This window comes from Streptomyces changanensis, assembly GCF_024600715.1.
Taxonomy (GTDB): Bacteria; Actinomycetota; Actinomycetes; order Streptomycetales; family Streptomycetaceae; genus Streptomyces; species Streptomyces changanensis.
The window spans coordinates 2626749-2641951 of record NZ_CP102332.1; the positions used below are offsets into that span (position 1 = coordinate 2626749).

11 protein-coding genes and 1 pseudogene are annotated in these 15203 nt (G+C 75.3%); 7 read left to right on the forward strand and 5 right to left on the reverse strand.

What is annotated here, in order from left to right:
- Positions 1–86 precede the first annotated feature (86 nt).
- Complete coding sequence (locus tag NRO40_RS11615; RefSeq protein ID WP_408056992.1) at positions 87–887, forward strand: CDP-alcohol phosphatidyltransferase family protein; 801 nt, start codon at positions 87–89, stop codon at positions 885–887.
- Here the strand turns inward: NRO40_RS11615 and NRO40_RS11620 are convergent.
- Positions 832–1356, reverse strand: a complete 525-nt coding sequence (locus tag NRO40_RS11620) for an adenylyltransferase/cytidyltransferase family protein (RefSeq protein WP_079047461.1) — start codon at positions 1354–1356, stop codon at positions 832–834. The two genes, NRO40_RS11615 and NRO40_RS11620, sit on opposite strands and share 56 nt — an antisense overlap.
- A 130-nt stretch (positions 1357–1486) precedes the next feature.
- Here NRO40_RS11620 and NRO40_RS11625 point away from each other — a divergent pair, with 130 nt between their 5' ends.
- The 3 genes and pseudogenes from NRO40_RS11625 to NRO40_RS11635 form a co-directional block, all read left to right on the forward strand.
- Positions 1487–2773: a glycosyltransferase gene (locus NRO40_RS11625; RefSeq protein ID WP_058944824.1), complete on the forward strand. Its 1287-nt coding sequence runs from the start codon at positions 1487–1489 to the stop codon at positions 2771–2773.
- Positions 2770–4557 (forward strand): lipopolysaccharide biosynthesis protein, encoded by a 1788-nt coding sequence (locus NRO40_RS11630; protein ID WP_257375399.1) that lies wholly within the window; start codon positions 2770–2772, stop codon positions 4555–4557. The genes NRO40_RS11625 and NRO40_RS11630 overlap by 4 nt, the downstream gene beginning before the upstream one ends.
- Positions 4558–4574: 17 nt before the next feature.
- Positions 4575–5819 (forward strand): annotated as a pseudogene (locus NRO40_RS11635) (hypothetical protein); the annotation flags it as partial.
- Between the two features lie 206 nt (positions 5820–6025).
- Here NRO40_RS11635 and NRO40_RS11640 read toward each other — a convergent pair.
- A complete protein-coding gene (locus tag NRO40_RS11640) occupies positions 6026–7555 on the reverse strand; it encodes a hypothetical protein (protein ID WP_232791273.1) in 1530 nt (509 codons plus the stop codon).
- 176 nt (positions 7556–7731) lie between these two features.
- On the opposite strand from NRO40_RS11640, the gene NRO40_RS11645 reads away from it, so the two are divergent.
- Positions 7732–8271, forward strand: a complete 540-nt coding sequence (locus NRO40_RS11645; protein WP_058945161.1) for a WcaF family extracellular polysaccharide biosynthesis acetyltransferase — start codon at positions 7732–7734, stop codon at positions 8269–8271.
- Between the two features lie 11 nt (positions 8272–8282).
- A complete protein-coding gene (locus NRO40_RS11650; protein ID WP_058945169.1) occupies positions 8283–9413 on the forward strand; it encodes a glycosyltransferase in 1131 nt (376 codons plus the stop codon).
- On the opposite strand, the gene NRO40_RS11655 is transcribed toward NRO40_RS11650, so the two are convergent.
- From NRO40_RS11655 to gmd, 3 genes are all read right to left on the reverse strand, one after another.
- Positions 9392–10126, reverse strand: a complete 735-nt coding sequence (locus NRO40_RS11655) for a hypothetical protein (protein ID WP_058945162.1) — start codon at positions 10124–10126, stop codon at positions 9392–9394. The genes NRO40_RS11650 and NRO40_RS11655 overlap by 22 nt on opposite strands.
- 70 nt (positions 10127–10196) lie before the next feature.
- Entirely contained in the window at positions 10197–12911 is a 2715-nt protein-coding gene (locus NRO40_RS11660; RefSeq protein WP_058945163.1) for a CBM96 family carbohydrate-binding protein, read from the reverse strand.
- A 153-nt stretch (positions 12912–13064) separates the two neighbouring features.
- The gene (gene gmd, locus NRO40_RS11665; RefSeq protein WP_058945164.1) at positions 13065–14078 is read right to left on the reverse strand and encodes a GDP-mannose 4,6-dehydratase; all 1014 of its coding nucleotides are present in this window, start codon (positions 14076–14078) and stop codon (positions 13065–13067) included.
- 122 nt (positions 14079–14200) lie between these two features.
- Between gmd and NRO40_RS11670 the strand changes: the two genes are divergently transcribed.
- The gene (locus NRO40_RS11670) at positions 14201–15202 is read left to right on the forward strand and encodes a GDP-L-fucose synthase family protein (protein ID WP_058945170.1); all 1002 of its coding nucleotides are present in this window, start codon (positions 14201–14203) and stop codon (positions 15200–15202) included.
- The last annotated feature ends 1 nt before the right edge of the window (position 15203 follow it).

The following is a 15203-nucleotide window of genomic DNA, read 5'->3' on the forward strand; positions in this document are numbered from 1 at the left end:
GCCCCGCGCTCCGGGCCCGCCCCCACGCCCCGGGCGGGGCTGTCATCATGAGCGCTCCGGCGGGCGACAGCGGCACAGGGGGCGCAATGGTGGCGGGGACGGGCGGTACGGCCGCGGTGGCGGCGCGGATGTCGTGGGGCGAGGCGCTGGGGCGGCTCGGCGGCGCGCAGAAGACGGCGAAGGGGGTGTCCCTGTACTCCCGCTTCGTCAACCGGCCCGCGGGCCGGTTCCTCGCGGCCGGCTCGTACGTCACCGGGCTCACGCCCAACCAGGTCACGCTGGTCAGCGCGGTGTTCAGCTTCGCCGGGATCGCCGCCGTGGCGGTGGCCCCGCCCACGTGGTGGACGGGCGCGCTGGTGTGGCTGGCGCTCGCCGTGGGCTTCGCCTTCGACTCCGCCGACGGCCAGCTCGCGCGGCTGCGCGGCGGTGGCAGCCCGGCGGGCGAGTGGCTCGACCACGTCGTGGACTGCGCGAAGACGACCGTGCTGCACACGGCGGTCCTCGTCGCCTTCCACCGCCACCCCGGCCACTTCGGCACGGGCGCGGACGTCCTGCTGCTGGTGCCGCTCGTCTTCCTCACCGCGTCGACCGTGACGTTCTTCGGCGGGCTCCTCACCGAGCAGCTCAAGCGGCGGGTGCCGGCCCCGGGCGGCCCGGCGCCGGCGCCGTCCACCCTGCGGGCGGTGGCGCTCCTCCCGGTCGACCACGGGGTCTTCTGCCTGGTGTTCCTGCTGCTGGGCGGCGGGCCGCTGTTCCTGTGGGGGTACGGGCTGCTCGGCGCCGCCGCCGTGCTCTACCTGCCGCTCTTCCTCGCGAAGTGGTTCCGCGAGCTCAACCGCCCGGCCGCGCCGCCAGCCCCGGGCCCGCGGCCGGCTCCGGCACGCTGACGGCCTCGGCCGCCGCCTGGGCCTGCGGCGGCCCCTGCCGCGTCAGCGCGTCCAGGGCCCGGCGCAGTTGGGTGCTGGAGGTGTGGACGGTGTACGGGAAGTACACGACGTCGACGCCGACGGTGGCGAAGTCCCGCTCCAGACGCTCGCCGCGGGCGGTGCCGCGCCAGTCGTCGCCCTTGAACAGGACGTCGAACCGGACCTGCTCCCAGGTCTCCAGCTTGTCCGGCACCGTCTCGACGAACGCCGCGTCGACGTACTTGATGTTGCGGACGATCTCCAGCCGCTCGATGAGCGGGATGACCGGCCGGTGGCCCTTGGCCCGCTCCGCCATCTCGTCCGACACCACTCCCGCGACCAGGTAGTCGCACTGCTGCCTGGCGTGGCGGAGGATGTTCAAGTGGCCTATGTGGAACAGGTCGTAGGCCCCCGGCGCGTACCCCACCCGATACGGTCTGCGCTCCGACATGACGTGCTTGCCCCCCTCTGGAACGGTCCGCCCCCGTGCGTCCCGGCTGACAGTACCGTGCACACTTCGCGCAGGACAGGTGAACGATTAGGGTGCACGAGCGATCGTTCGTCACGAGGGGGCCATCCGGATGCGGGACGCGGACCAGAGCGACCAGGAAGACACCGGCCGGCGACGTCGGCGTCTGCTGCTGGTGTCCACCAACTACGCGCCGGAGCACACCGGCATTGGCCCCTACGCGACGCAGATAGCCGAGCACTGGGCGGCCCGGGGCCACGAGACGCACGTCCTGGCCGGCATGCCGCACTACCCGTCCTGGTCGGTCGACCCGGCCTACCGGGGGGCGTGGCGGCGCACCGAGCGACGGGCGGGCGTGACCGTGCACCGCCGCCGGCACACCGTGCCGGCCCGTCAGACGGCGGCGAGACGGGCGCTGTTCGAGGCGTCGCTCCTCGCCCACCAGCTCGCCGCGCCGCCCCGGATGCCGCGCCCCGACGCGGTCGTCGCCCAACTGCCCAGTCTCGCGGGGGGCGTGGTGGGGGCCCGGCTCGCGGCCCGCTGGCGGGTGCCGTACATACCCGTCGTGCAGGACCTGATGGGGGCGGCGGCCGCGCAGAGCGGCATCGAGGGGGGAGACCGGGCGGCGGCGGCCGCGGCGCGCGTCGAGGCGTACGTGCTGCGCCGGGCCACGCTCGTCGGCGTCATCCACGAGACGTTCACGGCGCGGGTCACCGCGCTGGGGGTGCCGGCGGAGCGCGTGCGCGCCGTCCCGAACTGGTCACACGTGGCGGCCCCCACGCGACCGCGCGAGGAGACCCGCCGGCGGCTCGGCTGGGGCCCGGCCGAGACCGTCGTCCTGCACTCCGGCAACATGGGCCTCAAGCAGGGCCTGGAGGTGCTCGTCGCCACGGCCCGCCTCGACCCCGCGGTGCGCGTGGTGCTGATGGGCGACGGCAACCAGCGCGCGGCGCTGGAGCGGCTCGCCGAGGGCGTGCCCAACCTGCGGTTCCTGCCCGCCGTCGACGACGCCGACTTCCCCGAGGTGCTGGCCGCCGCGGACGTGCTGGCCGTGACGCAGCGGGCCTCGGTGCTCGACATGAGCGTGCCGTCCAAGCTGACCTCGTACTTCGCCACCGGCCGGCCGGTGGTCGCCTCGGTCGCCGACGGCGGTGGCACCGCCGAGGAGGTGCGGCGCTCCGGGGCGGGCGTCCTCGTGCCGCCCGAGGACCCGGCGGCCCTGCTGGCCGCCGTACGGGAGCTGGCCGCCGACCCGGTGGCGGCGGCGGAGCGGGGCGCGGCCGGACCGCGGCACGTGGCGGCCCACCTGGGCCGGGCGGCGGGGCTGGCGCGCTACGACGCGCTGCTCGACGAGGCGCTGGCGGCGACGGGCGCGGCGGCGGAAGGAGCGAGCAGGTGACACACCCCCACGGCGGCCCCGCGGCCGCGGGCGCGGGGCCGGTGGACGACGAACCGGACCTGTTGCGCGACCAGTTCCGCCAGCTCCTGCGCTACCCGCGGCTGATGGCCGGCGGCGTGCTGCTGGGCCTGCTCGGCGGCGCCTGGCTCGGGTACAGCACCTCGGACACGTACGTGGCGACGAGCGACGTGGTGCTGCGGGTGCCCACGGAGGACCCCTTCAACCCGACGATCGCCGTCGAGAAGACCCTCGACATGAACACCGAGCGGCAGGCGGCCACGAGCCGGCGCACCGCCGGGCGGGCCGCCGACGAGCTGGGCTACGAGGGCGACCCGGCCGGGTTCGTCTCGGGCCTGCAGGTGACCAACCCGCCCAAGTCGCAGGTGCTGCGCTTCTCCTACACGGACGACGACCCGGCCGAGTCGGCGCGCCGCGCCAACGCGCTCGTCGCGGCGTACCTCGCCGACCGGCGGGAGCAGACCGAGCAGACCCGCGACACCATGATCAAGGGGCTGCAGGCGCAGCTCGACCCGGTCGCCAAGCAGCACGACGAGCTCGCGGAGCAGCTGGAGGGGCGTTCGGAGTCGGACGCCGAGGCGGACTACACCGTCAAGGCGAACCTCCTCAACCGCATCACCGAGCTCAGCAACCGCATCAGCAAGCTGAAGGCGCTCGACGTGACGCCCGGCAAGGTGATCAGGACGGCGACGCCGCCCACCTCGTCCGACGGCCCCGGGTGGGCGCTGTCCCTCGGGCTCGGCGGCGCCGTGGGCATCGCGCTCGGCCTGCTCATCGCCTGGGTGCGGCTGGTGTTCGACCCGGCGGCCCGCTCGGAGGGCGACGTGGCGCGGGCGCTGCGCGCCCCGGTGCTCGGCTCGCTGCCCCGCACCCGCGACACCGACCCGCTGCTGACGGAGGACCGCGAGGAGTCGCCGCTCGCCGAGGAGTACCGGTCCATCGCCTACCGGCTCGCCTACGACCGGCGGTTCGCCGACCGGCGGCGGCTGCTGGTGGCCGCGCCGCGCGGTTCCAGCCGCACGGCGGCGGCGGTGGCCGTCAACCTCGCCGCGTCGTTCGCCGAGACCGGCAAGCGCGTGCTGATCGTCGAGGCCGAGCTGCGCCGGCCGTCGCTGGAGAACCAGCTGCGGGCGCGGGAGGTGAGCCGCCCGGCGTGGACGCAGGACGGCGAGACGGACGCCTGGCCCGGCGGGCGGCGCCTGACCGTGGACGCCGGGGAGTCCGGCAGCTTCGAGCTGGTGCCCGGGGCGCGGGTGCGCAACGTGGCGCGGGCGCTGACGTCGCCGGAGATGTCGCGGCTGGTGGAGGAGGCCGACGACCCGGGGGTGACCGTGATCGTGCTGACGCCGCCGGTCTTCGCGTACGCCGACGCGCTCGCCCTGGTGGACCGGGTCGACGGCGTGCTGGTGGTGTGCGACCCGCGGGGCGTGCACCGCTCGCAGCTGGCCCGGCTGCGCGACCTCATCACCGGCGCGGGCGGCACGGTGCTCGGCACCGTCATGCACCGCGGCCAGCAGAGCGGGGGCACCCGGCGGGGCAAGGGGGCCCGCGGACAGTCGCGCGGCACGGCCGGGGCCGCGGCCGGCGCGGCCGGCGCGGACGCCGGCCGCTCGGACCGGGACGCGGCCGGCCGGACCGACGACCGGGGCGCGGGCGGCCGGCGCGCGGGCGGCGGCGCGCGTACGGGCGCGGCCGACGGGGCGGCGCACGACGACCCGGCCACCACGATGGCGCTGCGGGCGGTCTCACCCCCCGACCGCCGGTGAGCGCGGCGGGCGGGGAGCTGCGGGGACGTACGGCGGCCCTCGCCTCCGTCCTCGACCAGGGCGCGGCGGGGCTGACCAACATCCTCGTGCTGGTGCTGGCCGCGCGGCTGTCGACGGCCTCCGGGTTCGCCGAGTTCTCCATGGTGTACCTGGTGTTCACGGTGGCGCTGGGGCTGTTCATGGCGTACGTCGGGCAGGAGCTGGTGTTGGTGCGTGGCGGGGCCGGCGCGGTGGCGGCGGCCTGCCGCTCGGCGCTGGGCTTCACGGCCGCGGCGGCGCTCGCCACCGGCGCGGTCCTCGCCGCCACGGGGGCGGCGCTGCCACCCGGCGCGCGGGCGCTGGTGGCGCTCGGCGTGGTCCTGCCGGTCGTCCTGCTCCAGGACGCGGCCCGCTACTGCTTCTCGTTGCTGAGGCGGCCGCACCACGCGCTGGCGGCGGACGGGCTGCGGCTCGCGTCGACGGTGGCGGTGCTGGCGCTCCAGCCCACTGGGGCGTCGGCGTCCCGGCTGGTACTGGCGTGGGGGCTCGCCGCCCTGCCGGGGCTGGTGGTGGCGGCGCTGCTGCTGCGACGGCCGCTGGCGGGGGCCCGCGCGGACTGGCGGCGCTACGTCCGCCGGGGCCACCTGGGGCGGCGGTTCGCCGTCGAGTTCGCCGTCGGCAACGGCTCCAGCCAGCTGGCGGTCCTCTGCCTGGGCCTGTTCGGCAGCCCGCTGGCGGTGGGCGCGCTGCGCGGCGCCTCGGCGCTCTTCGGGCCGCTGAACGTCTTCTTCGGCGCGGCCAACGGCTTCGGGCCGCCCCTGCTGAACCGGCTCGGCGGCCACCGCGCCGTGGTCCGGGCGACGCTGCTGCTGGGCGGGGCGCTGGCCGCCACGGGCGCGGCGTGGGGCGGCGTGTGGTGGCTGCTTCCCGACGGTGCGGGCCGGGCGGTGCTGGGCGACACGTGGCCGGCGGTCGCCGCGCTGCTGCCGGCCTCGGCGGCGCAGTACACGCTGATGGGGCTCGGGGTGAGCGCCCTGCTCACCCTGCGGGTGCTCAGCCCCCGCGACACCCTGCCGGTGCAGGTGGTCTTCTCGCTGCTGTCGGTGGCGCTGCTGTGCGCCGGGTTCGTCCTGGGCGGGGCGGTCGGCGCGGCGTGGGGCCTGGCGGGCGGTTCGGCGGCGAAGGCGCTGGCCGCGTGGGTCCGGGTGGCGCGGCTGCGCCGCCTCGCGGCCGCCGGACCGGCGGAGGCGCACGCGCCGGAGGAGGCGCACGCGCCGGAGGAGGCGCACGCACCGGGGCAGCCGGACGGACCGGCGCAAGGGGACGGACAGCGAGGGGACGGACCGGCGCAAGGGGACGGACCGGGTCGGCCGGGGGAACCGGGCAGGCCGGGGGCGCCGGAGCAGCCGGACGCAGGGGGTCGGCCGGAGGCGCCGGGTCGGCCGGAGCAGTCGGAGGGCCCGGACGTGCCGGCCGGGCCGTCCGGGGGTCAGCCGAGGCGGGCGCCCCGGTCACGCCGGTAGGTGGCGATCAGGGCGAGGCAGAGCGCGGCGATCGCCACCTTGCCGGTCGCCTGCAGCAGCGGGCCCCGGACGAGGATGAAGGAGTACCCCGCCACCAGCGGCGCCGTGATCAGCAGCAGGCTGCCGGGGGGCGATCCCCGCACGGCGCGGCGCGCCACCCGCCGGTCGACGCGGGCGGCGGCGTAGCCGAGGGCCGCCATGCCGGCCGTCATGCCGACGGGTCCGAAGTCGATCCACAGTTCGGCCCAGACCGGTGACGACAGGTTGGTGTTGACGGCGCCCATCCACTCGCCGACGGTCACCCCGGTGTCGGACGGCTTCTGCGCCCACATCGAGCGCGGCACGGCGAACAGCAGGGAGCCGGCCGCCTGGTAGCCGTAGGTGTGGCCCTGCCCGGACTCGACGTAGGTGATGGTGTTGGCGAACATGCCGACCTGGTCGTAGTCCTTGAGCGCCAGCGGCTCCAGGAACGAGGTCGTCTCGATCTGCGGGGTGTTGTTCTCGTCGTACCGGAACCGGTCGGCGAAGGGAAAGACGAGCAGCGCGACGACGACGCCGAGGGAGAGCGACGCCCGGTACATGGCGGCGCTCGTCGGGAAGGCGGTGAACAGCAGCGCGAACAGGACCGTGAGGAACCAGTAGCGCGGGTTGGAGATCGGGTTGTTCACCACCGCGTTCAGCACCACCAGGGCGCCGAAGACCGCCACCACCGACCAGGTGCGGCGAGCCCGGCGGGAGGTGATGAGCCAGCGGGTGTGGACGAGCAGGGCGATCAGCGGCGGCACGGTGCCGAAGCCGCGCAGGAACGCCTGGCCGGCCTGGCCGCCGTCGCCGGAGACGCCCGCCTCCTCGATGCCGGCGATGATCTCCTGGCGGCTGCTGAAGAAGACGGCGGGGCCACCGAGCTTGACGATGAGCAGGCCGCCGCAGGCGAAGGCCGCCAGCACCAGCAGGTGCAGCCGCCGGCGGTGGATCAGCACCGGTCGGTCGTCGGGCGAGCCACCCCTGGCCGGCTCGCCCGCGCCCCGGCCGCGGCGGTGCCAGGGCGTGCGGTACCGGGCGAGGAGGGCGCCCACGTCGAAGGCGAAGCAGCCGAGCAGGACCAGGGCGACCGCCTGGACGAGGTCCTCGCGGGGGCCGACGACCGGCGTCGGCACGCGGCCGAGGACCGCCTGGGCGAGCGGGGCCACGCCCATCGCCATGTAGCAGAACATCCAGAACGTCGCCTGGAGCAGCTTGCGGCGGGTGGTGAGGACCATCGCGGAGAGCCGCACGCCGCAGTAGACCGTGAGGACCACCTGGAGCCAGAAGGCGGCGTCCCGCGGGCCGTCGCCGGGCTGCGAGACGACGACGAGCGGCAGGAAGAGGGCCAGGCCGAGCACGAGCGGCACGGCGAGCGCCCGGGAGAGCAGCGTGCGCGGCGCGAACGGCGGGGGCAGCGGCACCGTGCGGGGGCGCGACGGGGGCGCCGCGCGGGGCGTGGTCGAGACCGTCATGCCCGTACCCCCGTCGCCCCGGCGCCCCTGTTCCGCGCGCAGTCTAACGAGCGGTCCGGAACCTCACCCTGGACGCAGGCGTACGAACCGATAATCTGACGTTCGTTTACCGTACGTGCGGTCCTGCCGCGCGTCGCGGTTTCCCGCACAGCGCGCACAGGGGGGAGTCCGGCGCCATGCGCGACCTGTCCGCATTCACGCTGGCCGGGTACGACAAGGGCCGGGGCAGGCTGACGCAGGCCCTGTGGTTCGCCGTGCTCAATCTGGTGTTCACGACCTGGTGGTGTCCGGCCCGGCTGCGGGTGGCGCTGCTGCGCGCGTTCGGCGCGACGATCGGCGAGGACGTGCTGATCCGCCACCGCGTGCGCGTCCTGTGGCCGTGGAAGCTGACCGTCGGCGACCACACCTGGATCGGCGAGGGGGCCTGGCTGCTCAACCTGGAGCCGGTCACCCTCGGCGCGCACGTGTGCGTCTCCCAGGAGGCCCTGCTCTGCACGGGCAGCCACGACCACCGCGCGGCCGACTTCCGCTACCGCAACGCGCCCATCACGGTGGAGGACGGCGCCTGGATCGCCACCCGCGCCACCGTCCTCGCCGGCACCCGGGTCGGCCGCCACGCGGTCGTCGGCGCCGGCGCGGTCCTCCACCAGGACCTGCCCGAACTGACCCTGCACACCGCGGACGGCACGCGCCGGCCCGTCGAGGAGCCGAAGTGAGCACCGCACCCCTGCGGGTCCTGCACGCCGTCACCCTGCACTCCCCCACCGGGGCGTTCGGCGGTCCGGTGCGCGTCGCCCTGAACCTCTCCCACGGTCTGCGCGCCCGGGGCCACGACCCGCGGCTGCTGGCCCTCGCCGACGGCTTCGGACCCACGCCGCCCACCGACGTGGAGGGCGTACCGGCCCGGCTCCACCCGGCCCGGCGGCTGCTGCCGCTCGGTTTCAGCGGCATCACCTCGCCCGCGCTGCTCGCGGAGGCGGGGCGCCTGGTGCGCGGCGCGGACGTCGTCCACGTCCACCTGGCCCGCGACCTGGTGACGCTGCCCGTCGCCCTCGCCGCGCTGCGCGCCCGCGTGCCCCTGGTGCTCCAGACCCACGGCATGGTCGACCCCAGCGACCGGCTGCTCGCGAAGGTCCTCGACGCCCTGGCCGTCCGGCGGGTGCTGCGCGGCGCCGCCGCGGTGCTCCACCTGACCGCGCACGAGCGGCGCGGCCTGGACGCCGTCCTCGGCGCGCCGCTGCGCACGGCGGTGCGCCTGGTCAACGGCGTCCCCGCGCAGAGCCCCCGCCCCGCGCCCGGGGGACCGCCGAGGATCCTGTACGCGGCCCGGCTCCAGGACCGCAAGCGGCCGTGCGACTTCGTGGCGGCCGCGCCGGAGGTCCTGCGCCGCCACCCCGACGCGCGGTTCGTCGTCGCGGGCCCGGACGAGGGCGAACGGGCCGCGGTGGAGCGGCTCGTCGACGACCTGGGGCTGCGGGACCGGGTGGACCTCGTCGGACCGCTGGGCGCGGCGCAGGTGCTGGAGGAGCTGCGCCGGGCGCACGTGTACGTGCTGCCGTCGGTGGACGAGCCGTTCCCGATGTCGGTGCTGGAGTCGCTCTCCGTGGGCACCCCGGCCGTGGTGACCGTGTCGAACGGACTGGCCCCGGCGGTCGGTGAGGCGGGCGCGGGCCGGGTCGTCGAGGACGCCTCGGGCCTCGCGGGCGCCGTGCTGGAGCTGCTGGAGCCGCAGGCGGCGGAGAAGGCCTCGGCGGCGGCGCACGCGCTCGCCGGCTCGGCCTTCTCCCTGGACGCCGTGGTGGCGGACCTGCTGGACGTGTACGTCCGCGCGGTCGGTCAGCCGCGCAGCCAGGCGTAGCAGCCGGACGAGGTGAACCACGCGGCGCCGGCCGGGATCGTCAGGGTGTGCCGCTCCCCGGACGCGCCGGGTGCCGGTCCGGCGGCCAGGTCGCGGCCCCCGGCGTCGGTGACCCGCCAGGTGCAGCCCGGCCGGGTGGCGGTGGTGCGGTAGCGGCCGGCGGCCGGGGAGGCGTGGGTGCCGTCCGGGTAGCCGCCCGCGGCGGCGTCGAGCACGGGCCGCTGCTCGGGGCAGAGGTGGGTGACGGCGTCGCCGGCGTCGCGGACGTCCCCGGCGACGACGGCCGCTACGGCCGCGTCCTTGTCGTGCCTGGCGGTCCGCTCGATGCGCTGGCAGGACTCCTTGCCGACGTCCAGCACGGCGGCCGGGTCGACGGAGCGCGGCACGCGGCCGCTCAGGTACTCCTTCTCCTTCGGCGTGAAGGAGCCCGTGGCCGGGGTCAGCGAGGCGTCGGGCCGGACCGGGGCGGCCGGTGCGGAGGCGCGGGGGCCCGCCGGCGCGGAGGCGTCGGGGCGCCGCTCCGGTGGGGCGGTGGCGCCCTCCTGCTCGCGGGCGACGCGCTCGGCGTCGGACAGGGCCGGGGCCGAGGCCGACGGGGAGGCGCCCGCGCGGCCGGCCGCGTCGGACCCGCCGCCGGAGGAGCAGCCCGTCGCGGTGAGCACCGCCGCCAGCAGCAGCGTGGCCGCGGCCGGGCGGCGGAGGTGGGTACGCATGTGTGAGTGTGCTCCTGCTCCGTGGATCGCGTGGCGGGGGCGGCGCGCGCGGCGCCGCCCCCGCCACGTCCTACTTCGGCGAGAAGGTGAGGACCAGCTTGGGCGTGCCCCCGGAGGCGGGTGCCTCACGGGACCACAGCCACAGCGCGTCCGTGCCCACCCCGGTCAGCGCCATGCTGTACTCGCCGCCCAGGGCCGCCGCGACGGCGGCCTTGTCGAGCTGTACCGAGGCGCCGGTGGACGGCCCGGTGGGCGGGGTGAGCGTGCCCAGCGTCTGGGCGGCGAGCGCCGGCTTCGTCGCGAAGGTGACGTCGTTCTCGGACCAGGCGCCGGTGACGGGGCTGACCCGCACCGCGTCGGCCGACCCGGCGCTCGCCGAGGAGTCGGTCCGCACCTCCAGCGAGGCGCCGGTCAGCTGCTTGCCGGCCGGCAGGGCCGGCAGCGCGAAGCGGAGGTACGTCTCGTAGGCGGCGCTGCCGCGCACGGCGAGGGAGGTGGCGGCACCGTAGTTGGTGCTGGTGGAGCCCTCGTTGACGTAGGTGTCCGCGACGGGCTGCAGGGTGGTGACCGTGTCGCCCTGCTGCGCGGCGCGCAGGTAGTGCGCGGCGACCTGGTCGCCGGTGAGGGCCGTCGGGTAGACGGCGGTCTCGTCGAGCTGGCCGGCGAAGTAGTTGCTGGTCGGTCGGGAGGGCCAGCTGCCGACGGCGTCGCCGCCGATGCGCCAGTACCCGGCGTACCGCTCGTGGCCCGAGCGGGTGTTGCTGCCGACGCGCTTGCCGTCGACGTACAGGTTCATGCCGCCCGGCCCCTGGGTGCCGACGACGTGGTGCCACTTGCCGTCGTTGTAGGAGGAGAGGGTCGACAGGGTGCGGGCCGTGCCGTCGTAGGCGCCGAAGTACAGCTGGCCCCAGTTGTTCATGTAGAGGTGCTTGTCGTACCGACCGCTGTTGCGGGTGCTGTTGTTGCCGAACCCGATGAGCTTGCCACCGCGGTTGGTGGTGGTCTTGAACCAGGTCTCGATCGTGTACGCGTCGCCCACGGTGGTGCGGCGGTCGCTGTGGACCACGGAGTCGGTGCCGTCGAAGGCGTACGCCTTGCTGCCGTCGGCCGTGGCGCCCGGGCCCTGGCCGAGGACGGGCCCGTTCGCCTGCAGGCCGCTCATGTCGCCCTTGGACGAGTCGGCGGTGTACGGCGTGGTCGTGTCGTCGTAGCGCCAGTACAGCGAGGCGCCGTCGCCGATGACCGCGGCCGCGTACGGCTGGGCGGAGACGGCGGCCGTGGCGGTGACGGAGGCGGAGAGCGCGCTGACGTTGCCCGCGCCGTCCGTCGCGGTCACCCGGTAGGTGTGCGCGGAGCCGGGGGCGAGGCCGGTGTCGGTGAACGACGCCTGGGGCCGGTGCCACGGCAGCGACTCGGCGTCGAGGGTGGCGATCGGGGTGGCCGCGCCGTCGCGGTACACCCGGTACGTCAGCCGGCTGTCGTCCAGGTCGAGGCTGGTGCGCCAGCGGACCTGGATCTCGCCGGGCTTCACGCTCGCCGCGCTCGCGACGGGAGTGGTGGGCTTCCCGGTGTCCCCCGTGGAGGCGAAGCGGGTCAGGCCCTGCGCCGGGGCGCCGTTGACGGTGGTGAACTCGCCGCCGGACCACAGGTACTCGACGCCGTTCCTGGCGGCGATCGTGATCACACGCGGGCCGATGCCCTCACCGAGGCCGTCGTTGGTGTCCGGGAACCAGCCGAGCTTGCCGACGGAGGTCGTCGGCTGCGCCAGGAAGTGGTACCGGCGCCCGTCCGGGAACTCGCCGACGAGACCGCAGTCGTGCGCGTGGGACGCGCTGTACAGCACGCCCTTGTGAGACTCGACCGCCTGCGTCGCGCCCAGGCAGGTGTCGCGCCAGCGCTGGTCGAAGCCGTTCAGCTCCAGGGCGATGCGGCCGTCGAAGCCGCCGGTGCCCTCGTTGGCGGTGTAGAAGCCGGTCGCGTCGGTGTCGATGTCCTTGACGACCGAGCTGTTCATGATGAAGCCCGGGTACGTCCTGGCGTTGGCGCCGGTCGTGGCGTCGACCACCGCGAGGGCGTGCGATTCGGCGCCGTTGACCTCGAAGAAGTCACCGCCGAGCAGGGCGTGGCGCCCGTCGGGGGTGATCTCGATGGCCCGGCCCGGCTCGTCGGCGTCCGCGCGGAACGGCCGCAGGGCGCCCGTCGTCGCGTCGACCGCCGCGAACCGCTGCCGCGTCGCGCCGTTGACCGTGTCGAAGTCACCGCCCGCGTACACGGTGTCGCCGGTGACCGCGAGGGCGCGGACCGTCGCCGGGAACACGGCGTTGAAGCCGTCCTTCGGGGTGCACGTGGCGATGTCGATGGCGGCGGCGCTGGAGACGGGCATGCCGTTGACGGCGCCGAAGTAGCCACCGGCGTACAGGGTGCGCTGGTCCGGCGAGACGGCCAGGGCGCGCACGGTGGCGGTGCCCGAGGCGACGGTGAAGGACAACTTGCAGTCGGTGGGCGCGCCCGTCGCGGCGTCCATCGCCACGAAGTTCAGCGCCTGCCGCTCGGCGCCGGCCGCCCCCTCGGGGGGCCGCACGGCGGAGAACGTACCGCCGGCGAAGACCACCCCGTTCGCCTGGGCGAGCGCCCAGACGATGCCGTTGGTCTGCCAGGTGGGCAGGTCGTCGGCGGTGAAGGCCACCGGCTCGGTGAGCGCGGTGGCCTGCGGGGCGGCGGCCGCCCCCAGACCGGCCGCCAAGGACAGGGCGAGGGCAGCGTGCAGCCCCCTGGATCTCTTCATGTACCCCCCAAGACAGAGCGTCTTGACGCAGTGGGCGGTCGGCGGCGCGGTTCCCGGCGTCCTGCCGATCGCCCATAAGAGTGAATGAGCCGTAGAGTAGCGGCTCTTCGGCCATTTCTGGCCAACTCCGGAAGAATTCCCGGAGGTGCGGGCTCAGCGGTCGACGCGCACCGTGGTCCCGGCCAGTTCGTCCTGCACCTGGCGCACGTCGGCGTCGACCATGATCCGGGCCAGGTCGTCGACCCTGACCTGGGGCTTCCAGCCGAGCAGCTCCTCGGCCTTGCTCGCGTCGCCGATGAGCGCGTCGACCTCGCTGGGGCGCTCGTACTTGGCGTCGTAGCGGACGTACTCCTGCCAGTCGAGGCCCGCGTGGCCGAAGGCGGTCTCCAGGAACTGGCGGACGGTGGCCGCGACACCGGTCGCGACGACGTAGTCGGTGGGCTCGTCCTGCTGGAGCATGCGCCACATCGCGTCGACGTACTCGGGGGCGTACCCCCAGTCGCGGACGGCGTCGAGGTTGCCGAGGTAGAGCTCGCCCTGGAGGCCGGCCTTGATGCGGGCCACCGCGCGAGTGATCTTGCGGGTCACGAAGGTCTCGCCGCGGCGCGGGGACTCGTGGTTGAACAGGACGCCGTTCACCGCGTACATGCCGTACGCCTCGCGGTAGTTGACGGTCGCCCAGTACCCGAAGACCTTCGCGACGCCGTAGGGGCTGCGCGGGTGGAAGGGGGTCCGCTCGTTCTGCGGGGGCGGGGTCGCGCCGAACATCTCCGAGGAGGACGCCTGGTACACGCGCGTCTCGATGCCGGAGGCGCGCACCGCCTCCAGCAGCCGCAGCGCGCCGAGGCCGGTGACGTCCCCGGTGTAGAGCGGGGCGTCGAAGGAGACGCGCACGTGGGACTGGGCGCCGAGGTTGTACACCTCGTCGGGGCGGATCTCGCGCAGCAGGTTCACCAGCGCCACCCCGTCGGAGAGGTCGGCGTGGTGCAGCACGAAGGAGCGGCCGGCCTCCTGCGGGCCCTGGTAGATGTGGTCGATCCGCTCGGTGTTGAAGGTGGACGACCGGCGCACGAGTCCGTGCACCGTGTACCCCTTCGACAGCAGCAGCTCGGACAGGTACGACCCGTCCTGGCCGGTGACCCCCGTGATCAAAGCGGTCTTGCTCATGCGTGGCATCTCCTCCCGGAGGAGCCGCGCGCCGGCCCCGTCCGCAGCGTTCTGTTGCGTGGTGTGCGGAAAACACGGCCGTGGGCGGCGGTGTCGCCACCGCTCCTGGCATGATCCGGCTCATGACCGACTCGCAGGCGGTACCGCCGCCCCCCACCCCGTCGTCGCCGTACCTGCCGCGGCAGGCCCGGATATTCGTGGCGGGCCACCGCGGACTCGTCGGATCCGCGGTGGTCCGCAGGCTGACCGCCGAGGGCCACGAGGTGATCACCCGTGACCGTGCGGCGCTCGACCTGCGCGACGCCGCGGGCACCGCGGCGTTCCTGGCGGACGTACGGCCGGACGCGGTCGTCCTGGCCGCCGCCAAGGTCGGCGGGATCCTGGCGAACAGCACCCAGCCGGTGCCGTTCCTGGAGGACAACCTCCGGATCCAGCTCAGCGTCATCGCGGGCGCGCACGCGGCGGGCGTGGCGCGGCTGCTGTTCCTCGGCTCGTCGTGCATCTACCCCAAGCACGCGCCGCAGCCCATCCGGGAGGACGCGCTGCTGACGGGCCCGCTGGAACCCACCAACGAGCCGTACGCGCTCGCGAAGATCGCCGGCATCTGCCAGGTCCAGTCGTACCGCCGGCAGTACGGCGCCGCGTACATCTCGGCGATGCCGACCAACCTCTACGGTCCCGGCGACAACTTCGACCTGGAGACCTCGCACGTCCTGCCCGCGCTGGTGCGCCGGTTCCACGAGGCGCGCGAGGCCGGCCGCGACGAGGTGACCCTGTGGGGCTCGGGCACCCCGCGCCGCGAGTTCCTGCACGTCGACGACCTGGCGGACGCCTGTCTGACACTGCTCGCCGGATACGACGGGGACGCGCCGGTCAACGTCGGCTGCGGCGAGGACCTCACCATCCGCGAGCTGGCCGAAACGGTCGCCGACGTGACGGGGTTCACCGGCCGGATCGCCTGGGACACGGGCAAGCCGGACGGGACCCCCCGCAAGCTGCTGGACGTCTCGAAGCTCACCGGGCTCGGCTGGCGGCCCCGCGTCCCGCTGCGCGACGGCATCGCCGCGACGTACGCGTGGTGGCTGGCCCGGCGGGAGGGCGAGGGACCCGCGGACAGGCCGTAGG